Genomic DNA, 14,227 nt, shown 5'->3' with positions numbered 1-14,227 from the left:
AAGAATTCTCCGGAGGGGATATAGGCGTGAACATTCCACCGGAAAGATCGGGTTGCTTATTCTGGTTCTTCGGTCGAGGTTTTTCTGCTTTGCTCTTCAAGGTGCTTCAAGATTGCCTTCAGCTTGTCGAGAGGAAGGTGTTCCGCACCTATGGTCTCACTCCTGGCTGTTGAGACGATGGTCAAAATTTCATCGAGTTTTGCTTGTGTCGCGCTTGCTTCGCGATCCTGTGCGTTCTGGATAAGGAACACCATCAGGAATGTGATGACTGTGGTCGATGTATTCACCACCAGTTGCCAAGTATCCGAGAAGTCAAAGAAAGGCCCGCTAATGCCCCATAACAGGATGAACAAGGTTGCCAGCCCGAATGCCAGATAATGGCCTGCAAGTTCGGCGGCTTTTTCGCTGAGCTTTGTGAAGAACTGTGACATCGCAACCTCCAGACGACAGGCGAGAAACGCTTGATGGAGGGGCGGGGTTCCGTAATTGCATAGATATGCGGAACTTTCAGGCGCTGGTCGACGTTTGATCCTCATAGAAAACGCGGAGGTCAAGCGATGGAAATTGTCGAAACCCGCATCAGTTCGGTTGGGGGCTTCAAGCTCTATATGGTGGAGTTTGTCACCGAGGGCGAAGAGAAGATCACTGTCAAGGTTGAGAACGAGACGGAAGCGGAACTGGCGCGCGATGAAGTGATACGTCGTGCCGCGATCAAGCTCGGCGAAGCGCTGGGCGTTGCATGTATGGAATGCGGCATTCAGCCTGAAAACCTGTTGACACGCCCCAGCGCGCGCCGCGCGGGTGACCGGGCAGAGCTGGAGCGCCAGCTTGAAGAGGGCTTGGAAGATACGTTCCCGGCCAGCGATCCAGTATCCGTTACGGGCTCGACGATTGCCGGTTTTGCCGGACCGAAAAACTGAATGATGGTTCTAGAGCGGTTTCGGTTAAAACGGAGTCGCTGGAACCGCTCTGAGTATTTTTTTGTCGCATTATCTGACGCATCGAAGCGGGATCAGAAATCAGTCCAGTGAACTGATTTCCCCGCGTAGACGCTTTGCACTTTTGCTGGAAATGCTCCAAGCAAGAAGCCGGGCTATTCACCCGGCTTCTGAAGTTGTTCAGAAAATGAGTCCTGTAAAGGGCATATCCATCTGAGAATACTACAGATTACGACGTTTGCCTTCCATCAGGTCGAGCACGGCGCGGGCACAATCAAGCACATTCGAGCCGGGGCCGAAAACCGCCGCCACACCGTGGTCGAACAGATACTGATAATCCTGACGGGGAACGACGCCACCACAGACGACAATGATATTTTCGGCGCCCTTCTTGCGGAGCGTGTCCACAAGCTGAGGCAGAAGTGTCTTGTGACCGGCTGCTAGCGACGAAACTCCAAGAACATGCACCTTGGACTTGATCGCCATATCGGCAGCTTCATCCGGCGTCTGGAACAGTGGCCCGGCCAATATGTCGAAACCGATATCGCCGAAGGCTGACGCAATGATCTTGGCACCGCGATCATGGCCGTCTTGGCCGAGCTTTGCCACCATCACTTTCGGCGTTTCGCCGATCTGCTTTGAAAAATCGCCAAGCCGCTCAACCAGCGTCTGATATTCGGGCTCGTCCTTATAGGCCGCGCCGTAAACCTTCTTGACGACCTTCGGAACTGCAGCATGATCGCCGAATGCGCGGCGCATGGCGTCGGAAATTTCTCCGACGCTGGCGCGAGCACGGGAGGCTTCAACAGCGGCGGCGAGAAGATTGCCTTCGCCGGTCTTTGCAACCTTTTCCAGTTCTGCCAGAGCTGCTTCGACTTTTGCCTTGTTGCGCGTTTCCTTGATGCGATTGAGACGTGCAATTTGCGACTGGCGAACAGCCGAATTGTCGATTTCCAGAATGTCGATTTCGTCTTCCTGTTCCAGCCGGAACTTGTTGACCCCGACAATGATCTCTTCGCCCTTATCGACCGCCGCCTGCCGTTTGGTCGCTGCTTCTTCGATGAGGCGCTTCGGAAGGCCGCTTTCGACCGCCTTGGTCATGCCGCCCAGACCTTCGACTTCCTCGATCAGCGCCCAGGCCTTCTCGGCCAGCTCGTTGGTGAGGTTTTCGATGTAATAAGAACCTGCCAGCGGATCGACCACTTTGGTTACGCCGGTTTCGTTCTGGAGGATGAGCTGCGTATTGCGAGCGATACGAGCCGAAAATTCCGTTGGCAAAGCAATGGCTTCATCGAAGGAATTGGTGTGCAGCGATTGCGTACCGCCAAGAGCAGCTGACATGGCTTCAAATGCGGTACGGACGATATTGTTGTAAGGGTCCTGCTCCTGCAAAGAGACGCCTGAAGTCTGGCAATGCGTACGCAGCATCAGCGAGCCGGGCTTCTTCGGATCGAATTCCTTCATGATGCGCGACCAGAGCAGGCGCGCGGCGCGCAGCTTGGCGATTTCCATGAAGAAATTCATGCCGATGGCGAAGAAGAATGACAGTCGTCCCGCAAATTCATCGACATTCAGGCCCTTGTTCAGGGCAGCACGCACATATTCACGCCCATCGGCAAGCGTGAAGGCGAGTTCCTGAACCAGTGTCGCGCCCGCTTCCTGCATATGGTAGCCGGAAATGGAAATCGAGTTGAATTTCGGCATTTCGGCTGCCGTATAGGCGATGATATCCGCAATGATCCGCATGGATGGTTCCGGCGGATAGATATAGGTGTTGCGGACCATGAACTCCTTGAGAATGTCGTTCTGGATCGTGCCGGAAAGCTGGGCGCGGGGCACGCCCTGTTCCTCGCCCGCCACGATAAAATTGGCAAGGATCGGGATCACCGCGCCGTTCATCGTCATGGAAACGGAAATTTTCTCAAGCGGGATGCCGTCGAAAAGGATCTTCATGTCCTCGACGGAATCGATGGCAACACCAGCCTTGCCCACATCGCCTTCAACACGTGGATGGTCGCTGTCATAGCCGCGATGCGTGGCAAGATCGAAGGCAACCGAAACGCCCTGCTGACCGGCAGCTAGTGCCTTGCGATAGAAGGCGTTGGATTCTTCCGCCGTCGAAAATCCCGCATACTGCCGGATCGTCCACGGACGACCCGCATACATGGTCGCACGAGGACCGCGCAAGAAAGGCTCGAAGCCGGGCAGGGTGCCCAGATGGTCGATGCCCTGCAAATCGTCTTCCGTATAGAGCGGCTTGACGTCAATGCCTTCTGGCGTGTGCCAGATCAGGCTGTCAGCAGGCCGCTTCAGTTCCTTCTCGGCCAATGCTTCCCAGTCTGCTCGGGTTGTGGGGCGCTCGCTCATATCGACCTCACTCAAATTCCATAATCAGTTCGTCTACGGCAAGGCTGGAGCCAGCCTCCGCTGTGATGCGCTTTACGGTAGCACGGCGTTCCGCACGCAGCACGTTTTCCATCTTCATGGCTTCTACGGTGGCCAGTGGCTGACCGGCTTCGACAGTTTCACCATCCTTGACGAGGATCGATGTGATGACGCCCGGCATCGGGCAGAGCAGCATTTTCGACGTATCCGGAGGCAGCTTTATCGGCATGAGTTTTGCGAGTTCTGCGACACGTGGCTTGCGGACGTGAGCGACCATATCCATGCCGCGCCAGCGCAGGCGCCAACCAGTGCCCGAGCGCGAAACTTTGATTGCAATGGGCTTGCCGCCAACGGTGAATGAACCCAGATGGCTACCGGGATGCCAGTCGGTGGCAACAGGCAGGCTACCACCATCCACAAAATTGATCGTCGTTCCGCCTTCGCCTTCCACAATGCGAACCGGCAGGATGAACCCGCCAAGTGTCGCCACCCAGTCAGTCGCGACCGATTGCTTTTCGCTGGAAATCCGTCCGGTAATCTGCATGTTGCGCTGCTCGATCGCCAGATTGATCTGGGCAGCAACCGCAGCAAGCACCCGCGCATCATCTTCCGAAACCGGGACGCCGGCAAAGCCGTCCGGATATTCCTCGGCAATGAATGCGGTTGTGAGTGCACCTTCGCGGAAACGCGGATGATCCATTACTGCCGACAGGAAGGGCAGGTTGTGACCGATGCCTTCAACCTCGAATGCGTCCAGAGCATCTCCCATCGCATCGATGGCGCTGGTGCGATCCGGCCCCCAGGTGCAGAGCTTTGCGATCATCGGATCATAATACATCGAAATTTCGCCGCCTTCGAACACGCCAGTGTCATTGCGCACGATCGTACCATCCGAATTGCGGCCTTCGGCTGGTGGGCGATAGCGGGTCAACCTGCCGATAGAGGGCAGGAAGTTGCGATACGGGTCTTCCGCATAGAGGCGGCTTTCCATAGCCCAGCCGTTGAGCTTCACGTCGCTCTGGTCGGAACGGAGCTTCTCACCCGATGCAACGCGGATCATTTCTTCCACGAGGTCGATGCCGGTAATGAGCTCCGTCACCGGATGCTCAACCTGCAAACGCGTATTCATTTCAAGGAAGTAGAAGTTGCGGCTGCCATCAACGATGAACTCCACCGTGCCTGCAGAGTAATAGCCAACGGCCTTTGCGAGAGCCACTGCCTGCTCGCCCATGGCTTTGCGGGTGGCTTCATCAAGGAATGGCGAGGGTGCTTCTTCGATAACCTTCTGGTTGCGGCGCTGGATCGAGCATTCGCGTTCGCCCAGATAGACAACATTGCCGTGCTGGTCACCCAGAACCTGAATTTCAATATGGCGCGGCTGGGTAACGAATTTTTCGATGAAGATGCGGTCGTCGCCGAAAGAAGACTTGGCCTCATTGCGCGAAAGCTGGAAACCTTCGCGGGCTTCGTCGTCGTTCCACGCGATACGCATGCCCTTACCGCCGCCACCGGCTGAAGCCTTGATCATGACCGGGTAGCCGACGGATGTGGAAATGCGAACCGCCTCGTCGGCGTCTTCGATCAAACCCATATGACCAGGTACGGTGGAAACTCCGGCTTCGGAGGCAAGCTTCTTCGAGGTGATCTTGTCGCCCATGGCCTCAATTGCGTTTACGGGCGGCCCTATGAAGGTGACATTGGCAGCCTTCAGTGCTTCAGCGAAACGTGGGTTTTCTGATAGAAAGCCATAGCCGGGATGCACGGCATCTGCGCCGGTTTCCTTGATCGCAGCCAGAATCCTGTCGATGACGATATAGGACTGATTGGACGGCGCTGGTCCGATGTGGACCGCTTCGTCCGCCATTTTGACATGCAGGGCATTGCGGTCGGCGTCGGAATAAACAGCAACCGTTGCGATGCCCATTTTCTTCGCCGTCTTGATGACCCGGCATGCGATTTCGCCGCGATTGGCAATGAGAATTTTCTTGATCATGTGCGTTTACTCAAATGAACCGGGGGATCACAGCGGGATGGTGTCGTGCTTCTTCCACGGCGTGCTTTGCTGCTTATTGCGCAGGCTGGCAAAAGCGCGGGCAATGCGGCGACGCGAGGAATGCGGCATGATGACTTCGTCGATGAACCCACGTTCAGCGGCCACGAACGGATTGGCGAAACGCTCCTCATATTCCTTCGTGCGCCCGGCGATTTTTTCGACATCACCCAGCTCGGAACGATAGAGAATTTCTGTTGCACCCTTGGCGCCCATCACGGCGATTTCCGCCGTCGGCCAGGCATAATTGATATCAGCACCGATATGTTTTGAGGCCATCACATCATATGCGCCACCATAGGCCTTGCGGGTGATGAGCGTGACCATGGGAACAGTTGCCTGGCTATAAGCGAAGAGCAGTTTTGCGCCGTGCTTGATGACGCCGCCATATTCTTGCGCCGTGCCGGGCAGGAAGCCCGGAACATCCACAAGGGTCAGGATAGGGATATTGAAGGCGTCGCAAAAGCGAACGAACCGGGCAGCCTTGCGCGATGAATCGATATCGAGGCAACCGGCAAGCACCATGGGCTGGTTTGCAACGACACCGATAGTTTGACCATCCATACGGATGAAGCCGGTAATGATGTTCTTTGCGAAAGCCTCCTGAATTTCAAAGAAATCGCTTTCGTCGGCCAGTGCGTGGATAAGCTCCTTCATGTCGTAGGGCTTGGTGGCGCTGTCTGGGATCAATGTGTCGAGGCGCATTTCCAGTCGCGACGGATCATCGAACACAGGGCGAACAGGCGGCTTTTCGCGATTGTTGAGCGGCAGGAAGTCGAACAGAATGCGGACCTGTTCCAGCGCTTCAATATCGTTCTCATAAGCGCCATCGGCGACTGATGATTTTCGGGTGTGGGTCGAAGCGCCGCCGAGTTCTTCTGCGGTAACGATTTCGTTGGTGACGGTTTTCACCACGTCAGGGCCCGTCACAAACATATAGGAACTGTCACGCACCATGAAGATGAAGTCGGTCATGGCTGGCGAATAGACTGCACCGCCTGCGCAAGGGCCCATAATGACTGAGATTTGCGGCACCACACCAGACGCATCCACATTGCGCTTGAACACGTCGGCATAGCCCGCGAGTGACGCGACGCCTTCCTGAATGCGCGCACCACCGGAATCGTTGAGGCCGATTACCGGCGCGCCGTTCTTCATGGCCATATCCATGATCTTGCAGATTTTCTGCGCATGGGTTTCGGACAATGAGCCGCCCAGAACGGTAAAATCCTGGCTGAACACGTAGACCTGCCGGCCGTTGATCGTACCCCAGCCCGTCACGACGCCGTCGCCAGCGACCTTCTGCTTTTCCATGCCGAAGTCGGTGCAGCGATGGGTGACATACATATCGAACTCCTCGAACGATCCTTCGTCGAGAAGCACTTCGATCCTTTCGCGGGCAGTAAGCTTACCTTTGCCATGCTGGGCATCGATACGGCGCTGACCACCGCCAAGGCGGGCTTCCGTACGGCGGGCTTCGAGTTGCTCAAGAAGTTCCTGCATAAAGTCCCCACTTTTGGGCGGCCTTTGGAAGGCGAGTTATGAAACTGAAAAGATAGTCTTTTTCTCCTTCCTGCTTAAAATCCGAAGGCGTTCTGGAAAAGCTTGAAAAGGTGCGATTGTGTAAGATATAAATTTGCAAATAGCGAAATGCGAATTTGCGAAAATGGCACCGAGAAAACTTTATATCGGCAGAAAGATACGCGAAATACGCGAGCAACATAAGGCAACCCAGTCGGGCTTTGCTGAACGCCTCGGTATTTCAACGAGTTATCTCAATCAGATCGAGAATAATCAGCGGCCTGTTTCCGCAGCCGTTTTGCTCGCGCTGGCTGAAAACTACCAGATCGATATAGGCGCCATTTCACTGGGTGATGATGATCGATTGCTTTCAGCTGTTTCCGAGGCACTGGCTGACCCCGTTTTCGACAATTACAAGCCGAACCTGCAGGAACTGAAGCTCATTACTCAAAATGCGCCGGGGCTGGCTCATGCGCTGATTGCCTGCCATCAGGCCTATCGCCGCAACAGCGAACAGCTCGCAAGTCTGGATAATCAGCTGGGTCGCGCTCCGTCTACTGCGGAGCCTGCGCCTTATGAGGAAGTTCGCGACTTTTTCCATTTTATCGACAATTACGTACATGAGATTGATATTGCGGCAGAAAAGCTGGCAGCGGAGCTAAACATTCCGGGTCGGGACATCGGTGTAGCCTTGCCGCAATATATGGCGGAGCACCACCGCGTGCACATTGCGCGGGCCGGGCCGGAGGAGGCAGTCCTGCGCCAGTTCGACCCTGCTGCACGGGTGCTTTATCTCAATCCTTATTCACCCGCTTCGACCCGCAATTTCCAGATTGCGTTCCAGATTGCCGAACTGGAAATGGAAGAACTGGTGAGCGTGATTGCCAGACGCGCAGATTTTCGGTCTTCCGAAGCGATCGAAATTTGCAAGATTGGCTTGCGTAATTATTTCGCTGGGGCGTTGATGCTGCCCTATCAGACATTCCTTTCAGCAGCCAAGGAGCTGCGTCATGATCTGGAGCTGTTGGCATCGCGTTTCGGGGCAAGTCTGGAACAGGTTGCGCATCGGCTTAGCACCTTGCAGCGTTCCGGCCATCGGGGCGTACCGGTGTTTTTTGCTCGCATAGACAGGGCCGGAAACATCACGAAGCGACACAGCGCTGCCAAGCTGCAATTTGCGCGCTATGGTGCTGCGTGCCCGCTATGGAATGTGCATCAGGCATTCGAGACGCCGGGACGGATCATTCGGCAGCTTGCCGAAACGCCGGATGGTGCGCGCTATCTTTGCATTGCGACCGAGCTGACCAAGAGCGAGGGGGGATTTAATGCACCCCAGCGGCGCTACGCTATCGCCCTTGGCTGTGAGGTGGCCTATGCGCAGGATTTTGTCTATGCGGATGGGCTCGACATCGCAGTGCGCTCTGCCTTCGATCCGATTGGCGTTTCCTGCCGTATCTGTGAACGCGCTGAATGTGTGCAGCGCGCCGTTCCGCCGCTTAAAAGCAGATTGGCGGTCGATCACGACCGCCGCGGAATATTGCCTTATCGGCTGCTCTAGATATTTGTTTAACGCGCATCTTTACCGAAAACCGTTTCACACTTTTCAGGATGCGCTCTGAATTTCAGAAGCCTGTATGTTCCTTGAGGAACTCGGTTTCCTCGTGGGTGGTATCGCGACCAAGCACCTTGTTGCGATGGGGAAAGCGTCCAAAGCGTTCGATGATATCGTGATGCTGGCGGGCGAAACCGAGTGAGAACTCGTCGCCGAGCCTTTCATAAAGATCAACGCAGCGCTTCTGGTCGCTCAGATGCTCACTATGCATGAATGGCAGATAGAAGAATTGGCGTTGTTCGGGCGATAGTTTGCGGTCGAAATCGTGGTCGAGCGCCTGTGCCGCCACATCGCGGGCCAGCCCGTCACTTTCAAAAGAACGCGGTGAACCACGGAACATATTGCGCGGAAACTGGTCGAACAGAATGGTGAGCGCAAGCGCGCTTTCTGGCTGCTGTTTCCAGTCTTCAAGCTTGTCGGCGCGCGCATCTTCGTAAGCCGTCAGAAATTTCTCACGAATTTCCGCGTCGATCTCATCACTTTTGCTGAACCAGTTCTCTCGCATCTTCGGCGAGAACCAGAAATCGAGAACGTCCTTGGGTTCGATAGCCATGACAGGCCTCCTTTCTGGTTTTACTGTGCCTTCTGGTTTGTAGCTTCCGGCTGCGGGCAGGGCGGTTCGCCCTTGAAATTGCGCGACATGCAGGCGAATCGATCAAAACTCTTGCCTGTATCCATGGCCGCCTTACCAGCTCCCCCGCATCCGGCAAGAACGGCCAGAGAAATCAGAATAGCGAAGTTTTTCATGGGGGTCCTTTCAGGGGCCATGTGGTCTGCTTCTATAATAGGGATCGTGATCTTCAGTCGCAACAGCGACTCCGATCAACTAGAGCGGTTCCAGTTAAAACGGGTTCACTGGAACCGCTCGCTCTCTTTGTTTTCTCGCATTATCCTACGCAAAACTGCTTCGCACTTTTGCTGGAAATGCTCTAGCCTCTACCACGATAGTTAGGCACGCCTTGTTCCGGTATCCAGACGTTCTGCGGCGCCGCTCCGGTCTGAAAGAAAACGTCTATGGGAATACCGCCACGTGGATACCAGTAGCCGCCGATCCTGAGCCATTCCGGCTCCAGCAGCTCGACGAGGCGCTTGCCGATGGTTACCGTGCAATCCTCGTGAAATGCACCATGATTGCGGAAGGAAAACAGGAACAGTTTCAGAGATTTGCTTTCCACCAGCCACTGGCCGGGAACATAGTCGATGACCAGATGTGCAAAATCCGGCTGTCCCGTCATTGGGCATAGCGAGGTGAATTCAGGTGCGGTGAAGCGCACACAGTAAGGCGTTCCCGCTTGCGGATTTGCGACCCTTTCAAGGATGGCATCTTCCGGATTTTGTGGGATCGAAGCGTTGGAGCCGAGCTGCTTGAGATCGGAATATATTGTCTTTTCAGACATTTGCGTGCCTTTGTTTCAAGCCACGTCGCAGTCTTGCAGCGCTTGATTGCGCTCATCCTTGTTTTGACCGGGTAGGCTGCGACCGGTGGCAAACTGCCAATGACCGGGAGCTAGCAGACCACAACCGTCTCGTAAAGAGCGCAAACAAAAGCCCGCGCATTGAGCGCGGGCACAAGTATCAGGCTGTTCTTGCTGTTCAGCGGCGATCAGAAATGGCGCACCCGATGGCAACACCGATGAGAATGCCGATAATTCCGGCAGTTCCGAAAAGGGTTGTGGCTGTGCCTGGGTTTTCGCGAACCGTTTCGGCAACGACCTGACCGCGTTCACGCACGGCCTGCGCGGCATGACGGAAACGACCGGACGCATCATCCATGACGTCCTCCGCGCGTTCTCTCAGCTCGCCAGAATGTGACGCCAGCGACTTTGAAAGGCGCTTCAGTTCAGTGCGCATATCGGCAATCTGCTTTTCGAGAGCCTGCTGGATTTCGTTCGTGATCTTTTCGTCGGCCATTTGAAGTCTCCGTTGAATTGATGACGATAAAACGAGTGAAAACGCGTTCGGTTCCATGCTGCGACAATGCGGTTAACAAACATGGTAAACCGCTCGTAAACCATTTTAATTTATCATTTTCGAATACAAGAACGATCTGGAGCGGGGCCAGAATGTATATCGAAAAAGATACGTTTGTCGGTGGCTGCGAGCCGGTAGCTGCGCGCGTTGTCCGTGCTGCTCAGTTGGCCCGGCAATGTATTGACCAGCTTCAGTCTGATCATGCTCGTGCACATGCAGAAGCCGCATTGACGCTTTTGCTTGATGATCCTTCCCCGAAAGTTCGCATGGCTATTGCAGATGTGCTTTCGACCAGCGTGCATTCGCCTTTGCATATCGTAACGGCGCTTGCAGCCGATCAACCGGAGGTGGCGGGATATATCCTTGCACGCTCAAAGCTTCTTAGCGACGCTGATCTGATTGATCGTGTCGCCTATAGCGCTCCATCGATGCAGGTTTTGATTGCCGCGCGCTCGCATGTTTCATTCGCAGTCGCGGCGGCAATCGCCGAAGTCGGGAATAATGAAGCTGTTGCTGAAATGCTCTTCAACAGCTGCGCCCGTATCGCCCCCGTTTCGTTTCGGCGCATCAGCGAGCGCTGCGGACATGATGCTGTCGTACGGGAAGCCTTGCTGGCCCATCCGCATCTTCCGGCTGAATGCCGTCATCTACTCGCAGTGAAAGTCGGAGAGGTTCTCCAATCTCTTCCACTGGTGAAATTGCTTCTGGGTCAACGCCGCGCTGATAAGGTTGTAGGCGATGCGACCGCTCGTGCCTCAATGCAACTGGCGGAAAACTGTTCACAAGAAGAACTCCCGGCGCTGGTCGAACATCTGCGTCTGCGCGGTGAAATCACGACCAGTTTTGTTATCCGTGCCGTTGCCGGAGGCCGTATAGATTTCTTCGCCAGCTTGCTGGGCGCGCTTTCCGATCTCGATGATAGGCGGATTTGTGCGATTATTTCGGGCGGACGTCCTGCTGCCCTTGCTGCGCTTCTTCGCTCTTCCGGATTGAGCGATGCCACGCATGCGCCCTTGATTGTTGCCATCGAGGCCTGGCGGGCGGTTGCTGCCGGGCGAAAGCGTATGGGCGCTGCGGAAATATCAGCACTCATGTGCGAGGCTGTCGGGGGCGGCCGATTTGCTGCTGCCAATGACGATCTGGCCGCATTGCTACGTTCGATCCATCTGGAATTCATGCGTGAAACGGCAGGCGACAGACTGAAGGCTATTCCCGCTGCCTGATCAGCCTTCTTGCCGGAAAGGGCGCATAAGGCTGAGGCCATAGCCAACAGCAATGCCAAATATGGCTCCGGCCGCCTTGAAAACAAAGTCTATGAACTCGCCGTGACGCCCAGGTGCCAAACGTTGCATCAGTTCGAAAAGTGCGGCGCAGCCGACTGTCAGCAGAAGAACACCCATCCAGTGGCGAGGATAGGCGAGGGCGAACAAGGCTCCGACCAGAAAGAAAGCCGCAAACCGCTCTAGATCGACGGGCTCACCTGTCACGGGGCGGAATTTAATCGGGCTGATCGTAACTGCAAGGATGGCCAGAAGTATCATCCAGGCGCCAATGCGCAAAAATCGCTTCATGAAGAGCGCCTTTATTCATCCGTATGATCGCCGGGTGGTTCATCTTGCTTCGGATCGCCACAACGTTGGTACATTCGGTCGGTTATTGACTTTTTCAATGCGTTACCGAATGGCAACTCATAATGGGAAATGACATCGACGCCCATACACCATTTAATGTCGTGAGGCGACAGCGCATAATTGGTTTCGAGAAAACCAAGCGCGTAATTCATGCCTTCGTCGCATTGCTCTGTCTGACAGAAATTACCGTCTCTGGCGAGCTGACGAATCGAACCTTCTCCGATCTTCACGACAATTGGTTCGACGGCAAATGGGGCTGCGCCTATCACGGCGATGACGACAAGTCCGATCAAGGTAAATTTTATAGAGCGCCGCATGAATCGCCATTTGTAACTGGTTTCCGCAAGTTCATAACGCATGAGCGGCAATATGATGGCAAGTCGCAATCCATGGGAAATCAGCGGAAATTAAGGGGTTTCAGCTGAATATCCTTTGGAAAAGCCTTCACCGTTTCTGGCGGTAGGTGAAATTGATTATTCCGGTTTTCGGCCAAATTGTAGCTAAATGTATTTTAGTTCGCATCGGTTTAATGTTGACTTTTACGTAAATGGGGGAGCACAACTTAGCCTCTGAACTCAATTCGGTTTAGAGGCTGGTCCGCTTGATATAAGGCAGGAATGTTGTGGTGCGCGAATATTATACGATCACAGAGTTGACGCGCGAGTTCGGTATTTCAACCCGTACTTTGCGCTTCTACGAAGATGAAGGCCTGATCGCTCCTGTGAGACGTGGCCGCACACGACTGTTCCGTCCCGCCGACCGTCATCTTCTGAAGCAGATTCTGCGTGGCAAGCGGCTTGGTTTTTCGATCGCCGAAATCCACGAAATCATCCAGATGTATCGTGAGCCGCCCGGCGAGACGGGGCAGCTGAAGCTGCTCATGAAGCGCGTTGAGGAAAAACGCGCCGATCTTCGCCAGAAGCGACGCGACATTGAGGAGACACTCGGCGAACTCGACCAGATCGAGGAATCCTGCATCGAGCGTCTTGCCGAACTGGGCGTCAATACCTGATCTGTTTTACTGGGTATCGGGCACCGGTGAGCACATTTGTGCAATATCCTGGACCGTGCTGTTGTTCTCCTGATCGATCTTGCCGCTGAAGACATCATCGAACAGTTTCGCTTTATCCAGTTCCGTCACGACGCAGCCGCAGAACTGCTGGCATAGCTGTTCGCTTCCGTTTTGCAGGCATGCAGCCACACAGGATTGCGTAAACGCTTCTCGCGGTGTTGGCTGTGCCGGAGGCATCAGTTGCGAGAAGACATAAACTAGCGCGATCAGAACTGGCTGATGAATGAGATAAAAAGCCAGACTATGCCTGCCGATGAATGTCAGCGGCTTTTCAAGAAACTGGGGTTTGATCCCGCCAGCCAAGAGCTGAAGCCAACCAAAACGCTGAAACATGCGCGCCGCCGCCATGCCAATAAGGACAGCTCCGAACCAAGGAAACAGCGGCACATAATCGTTCGAACGCGGCGCTACGGTCGAAAGGCCGACCCAGCTGAGCGCGGGATTGTTGAAAATATCGGCGCTTGCGTAAAGCGGGGCGCTGATGACCAACGCTGCAATGATCAATGTTGCAATGGCGGGCAGCCGCAGGAAAATAAGACCGAGCACACTTGCCAGAGCGATCTGGTGAAGGATGCCGAAGAAGATGAAACTGTCCGGCGACATATACCATGTGACTGCTGAAATCGCGGCCGCAGCGACAACGATCTGTGCCAGACGTTTCGCCATTGATTTCCAGCGAATCCCGTTGCCATGCGCCAGAACGAGGCTGAAGCCGACCAGAAACAGGAAGCTTGAAGCAATACAGCGGGCGAAAAGCTTCCAGCCCCCATGGGCAGTTGTGGCAGGTGCCATATAGCCGAAAAACTCAAGATCCCAGCCAAAGTGGTAGATCGCCATGGCGATCAGCGCGATCCCACGCGCAATATCGATGCGACCGAGACGAATCCGGGACGAAGGTGCAATATCCTGGGGCGTGATGTTAGACATGGTTCCTTCCGGCTGGATAGCGCTATCCGGCGTTTTTCGATTCCCGGCAAATCTCTAACACAGGCTTTTGCAACACTATAGTATGCGGTCGCACACGGATTCGTGCTGGCATGGGCACGG

General features: G+C 54.9%; 15 protein-coding genes. 4 read left to right on the top strand and 11 right to left on the bottom strand.

Annotation, left to right across the window (positions count from 1 at the left end):
- Positions 1-56 precede the first annotated feature (56 nt).
- The gene (locus KWJ32_RS18045) at positions 57-431 is read right to left on the bottom strand and encodes a low affinity iron permease family protein (protein ID WP_012091927.1); all 375 of its coding nucleotides are present in this window, start codon (positions 429-431) and stop codon (positions 57-59) included.
- 126 nt (positions 432-557) lie between these two features.
- Between KWJ32_RS18045 and KWJ32_RS18040 the strand changes: the two genes are divergently transcribed.
- A complete protein-coding gene (locus KWJ32_RS18040) occupies positions 558-920 on the top strand; it encodes a hypothetical protein (protein WP_012091928.1) in 363 nt (120 codons plus the stop codon).
- 240 nt (positions 921-1,160) lie between these two features.
- On the opposite strand, the gene scpA is transcribed toward KWJ32_RS18040, so the two are convergent.
- Genes scpA through KWJ32_RS18025 form a run of 3 tightly spaced genes read right to left on the bottom strand, consistent with a single transcriptional unit; the run spans position 1,161 to position 6,876 of the window.
- Positions 1,161-3,305, bottom strand: coding sequence for a methylmalonyl-CoA mutase (gene scpA, locus KWJ32_RS18035; RefSeq protein ID WP_012091929.1), 2,145 nt, complete (start codon positions 3,303-3,305; stop codon positions 1,161-1,163).
- Positions 3,306-3,312: 7 nt separating this feature from the next.
- Positions 3,313-5,316, bottom strand: a complete 2,004-nt coding sequence (locus KWJ32_RS18030; protein WP_012091930.1) for an acetyl/propionyl/methylcrotonyl-CoA carboxylase subunit alpha — start codon at positions 5,314-5,316, stop codon at positions 3,313-3,315.
- A gap of 27 nt (positions 5,317-5,343) precedes the next feature.
- On the bottom strand, positions 5,344-6,876 hold the full coding sequence (locus KWJ32_RS18025) for an acyl-CoA carboxylase subunit beta (RefSeq protein ID WP_012091931.1): 1,533 nt from the start codon (positions 6,874-6,876) through the stop codon (positions 5,344-5,346).
- Positions 6,877-7,039: 163 nt separating this feature from the next.
- Here KWJ32_RS18025 and KWJ32_RS18020 point away from each other — a divergent pair, with 163 nt between their 5' ends.
- The gene (locus tag KWJ32_RS18020; protein WP_012091932.1) at positions 7,040-8,452 is read left to right on the top strand and encodes an XRE family transcriptional regulator; all 1,413 of its coding nucleotides are present in this window, start codon (positions 7,040-7,042) and stop codon (positions 8,450-8,452) included.
- Between the two features lie 64 nt (positions 8,453-8,516).
- Here the strand turns inward: KWJ32_RS18020 and KWJ32_RS18015 are convergent, their stop codons facing one another.
- The 4 genes from KWJ32_RS18015 to KWJ32_RS18000 all read right to left on the bottom strand — a co-directional run bounded on the left by KWJ32_RS18015 (position 8,517) and on the right by KWJ32_RS18000 (position 10,417).
- Entirely contained in the window at positions 8,517-9,059 is a 543-nt protein-coding gene (locus KWJ32_RS18015) for a DUF924 family protein (protein ID WP_125300193.1), read from the bottom strand.
- Between the two features lie 20 nt (positions 9,060-9,079).
- Entirely contained in the window at positions 9,080-9,253 is a 174-nt protein-coding gene (locus tag KWJ32_RS18010; protein WP_010659953.1) for a hypothetical protein, read from the bottom strand.
- Between the two features lie 182 nt (positions 9,254-9,435).
- A complete protein-coding gene (queF, locus tag KWJ32_RS18005; RefSeq protein WP_012091934.1) occupies positions 9,436-9,903 on the bottom strand; it encodes a preQ(1) synthase in 468 nt (155 codons plus the stop codon).
- 196 nt (positions 9,904-10,099) lie between these two features.
- Positions 10,100-10,417, bottom strand: coding sequence for a hypothetical protein (locus KWJ32_RS18000; RefSeq protein ID WP_012091935.1), 318 nt, complete (start codon positions 10,415-10,417; stop codon positions 10,100-10,102).
- 152 nt (positions 10,418-10,569) lie between these two features.
- Between KWJ32_RS18000 and KWJ32_RS17995 the strand changes: the two genes are divergently transcribed.
- Positions 10,570-11,700 carry a DUF2336 domain-containing protein gene (locus tag KWJ32_RS17995; RefSeq protein WP_125334210.1) on the top strand — a complete coding sequence of 377 codons (1,131 nt, stop codon included), beginning with the start codon at positions 10,570-10,572 and terminating at the stop codon, positions 11,698-11,700.
- Here the strand turns inward: KWJ32_RS17995 and KWJ32_RS17990 are convergent, their stop codons facing one another.
- Positions 11,701-12,048 (bottom strand): VanZ family protein, encoded by a 348-nt coding sequence (locus KWJ32_RS17990; RefSeq protein WP_010659958.1) that lies wholly within the window; start codon positions 12,046-12,048, stop codon positions 11,701-11,703. It abuts the gene before it with no gap.
- 11 nt (positions 12,049-12,059) lie between these two features.
- Positions 12,060-12,425 (bottom strand): hypothetical protein, encoded by a 366-nt coding sequence (locus tag KWJ32_RS17985; protein WP_071630227.1) that lies wholly within the window; start codon positions 12,423-12,425, stop codon positions 12,060-12,062.
- 308 nt (positions 12,426-12,733) lie between these two features.
- Here KWJ32_RS17985 and KWJ32_RS17980 point away from each other — a divergent pair, with 308 nt between their 5' ends.
- The gene (locus KWJ32_RS17980; protein WP_010659960.1) at positions 12,734-13,120 is read left to right on the top strand and encodes a MerR family DNA-binding transcriptional regulator; all 387 of its coding nucleotides are present in this window, start codon (positions 12,734-12,736) and stop codon (positions 13,118-13,120) included.
- 6 nt (positions 13,121-13,126) lie between these two features.
- On the opposite strand, the gene KWJ32_RS17975 is transcribed toward KWJ32_RS17980, so the two are convergent.
- Positions 13,127-14,107 (bottom strand): DUF1624 domain-containing protein, encoded by a 981-nt coding sequence (locus tag KWJ32_RS17975; RefSeq protein ID WP_125334211.1) that lies wholly within the window; start codon positions 14,105-14,107, stop codon positions 13,127-13,129.
- Positions 14,108-14,227 lie beyond the last annotated feature (120 nt).

The organism is Ochrobactrum sp. BTU2, from assembly GCF_024539785.1.
GTDB lineage: Bacteria > Pseudomonadota > Alphaproteobacteria > Rhizobiales > Rhizobiaceae > Brucella > Brucella anthropi.
Note: the sequence above shows the minus strand (reverse complement) of the source record. Positions and strands in the feature narration are given on the sequence as shown.

Bases quoted from the DNA above. Each gene is read 5' to 3' on its own strand.
- KWJ32_RS18045 (WP_012091927.1), bottom strand. From the start codon at position 431: ATGTCACAGTTCTTCACAAAGCTCAGCGAAAAAGCCGCCGAACTTGCA.
- KWJ32_RS18040 (WP_012091928.1), top strand. From the start codon at position 558: ATGGAAATTGTCGAAACCCGCATCAGTTCGGTTGGGGGCTTCAAGCTC.
- scpA (WP_012091929.1), bottom strand. From the start codon at position 3,305: ATGAGCGAGCGCCCCACAACCCGAGCAGACTGGGAAGCATTGGCCGAG.
- KWJ32_RS18030 (WP_012091930.1), bottom strand. From the start codon at position 5,316: ATGATCAAGAAAATTCTCATTGCCAATCGCGGCGAAATCGCATGCCGG.
- KWJ32_RS18025 (WP_012091931.1), bottom strand. From the start codon at position 6,876: ATGCAGGAACTTCTTGAGCAACTCGAAGCCCGCCGTACGGAAGCCCGC.
- KWJ32_RS18020 (WP_012091932.1), top strand. From the start codon at position 7,040: ATGGCACCGAGAAAACTTTATATCGGCAGAAAGATACGCGAAATACGC.
- KWJ32_RS18015 (WP_125300193.1), bottom strand. From the start codon at position 9,059: ATGGCTATCGAACCCAAGGACGTTCTCGATTTCTGGTTCTCGCCGAAG.
- KWJ32_RS18010 (WP_010659953.1), bottom strand. From the start codon at position 9,253: ATGAAAAACTTCGCTATTCTGATTTCTCTGGCCGTTCTTGCCGGATGC.
- queF (WP_012091934.1), bottom strand. From the start codon at position 9,903: ATGTCTGAAAAGACAATATATTCCGATCTCAAGCAGCTCGGCTCCAAC.
- KWJ32_RS18000 (WP_012091935.1), bottom strand. From the start codon at position 10,417: ATGGCCGACGAAAAGATCACGAACGAAATCCAGCAGGCTCTCGAAAAG.
- KWJ32_RS17995 (WP_125334210.1), top strand. From the start codon at position 10,570: ATGTATATCGAAAAAGATACGTTTGTCGGTGGCTGCGAGCCGGTAGCT.
- KWJ32_RS17990 (WP_010659958.1), bottom strand. From the start codon at position 12,048: ATGAAGCGATTTTTGCGCATTGGCGCCTGGATGATACTTCTGGCCATC.
- KWJ32_RS17985 (WP_071630227.1), bottom strand. From the start codon at position 12,425: ATGCGGCGCTCTATAAAATTTACCTTGATCGGACTTGTCGTCATCGCC.
- KWJ32_RS17975 (WP_125334211.1), bottom strand. From the start codon at position 14,107: ATGTCTAACATCACGCCCCAGGATATTGCACCTTCGTCCCGGATTCGT.